This window comes from Oleiphilus sp. HI0043 (assembly GCF_001634935.1).
Window position 1 is genome coordinate 1 of the sequence record NZ_LWEY01001690.1, and the last position, 812, is coordinate 812.

Consider the following 812-nt stretch of genomic DNA (forward strand, 5'->3'; position numbering starts at 1 on the left):
TCTATACCGGCCATAAGGTTAAATTCAGGCGCGGAAATAAGGGTGATGGCTAAACCCTTTTCGCCCGCTCTGCCGGTGCGACCTATACGGTGGACATATATCTCACCACGCCTCGGCATTTCGAAGTTGATCACCAGATCCATGCCTTCAATATCAATACCTCGTGCAGCAATATCTGTAGCGACCATTACTTTCAGCTCGTTACGGCGCATTTTGCTCATCACGAGATTTCGTTGTTTCTGGTCTTTGTCTCCGTGTAATACACCAGCGCTAATTTCTTGTTGCTGCATGACACGGTAAACCTGATCTACTTGCTCTTTCGAGTTACAAAAGACAATGCTGTGACGATATGTTTCGTTTCTTAGTAGCCAGCATAGTAGTTGGTATTTGTGAGCGTTATCGTCAGCAAAGATGATTTGCTGATCAATTGATGTGTGAGTATCGCTTGTTTGGTTTAGCTCATACACTTTTGGCTCATCTAGCAACTGGTCTGCCAGGCCTCGAAGTGCTTTATTGGCTAGTGTTGCTGAATAGAGCTGCGTTTGACGCCGTTGATGACAGTGTTCTGAAATAGATAGAATCTCATCGCTAAAGCCCATGTCGAGTAAGCGGTCTGCTTCATCAAGTATCAGGATGTCTACCGAAGAAAGGTCTAACAGGTCTCTGGCAAGCAATTCAGACAAACGCCCCGGTGTTGCCACGATAAAGTGTGGCGGGTTTTGAATGATTTCGGTCTGTTTGTGGATGTCAGTACCGCCACCGATATGACCCAACTTAAGTGCTGTAAAGCGAGCTAGCTGTTTTGCCTGCTT

At 46.1% G+C, this 812-nt stretch carries 1 protein-coding gene; it reads right to left on the reverse strand.

Going from position 1 to position 812, the window contains the following annotated elements; genetic code table 11:
- Nucleotides 1–812 (reverse strand): DEAD/DEAH box helicase (locus tag A3729_RS25825; RefSeq protein WP_156498141.1); only part of this gene is annotated, 812 nt, incomplete at both ends.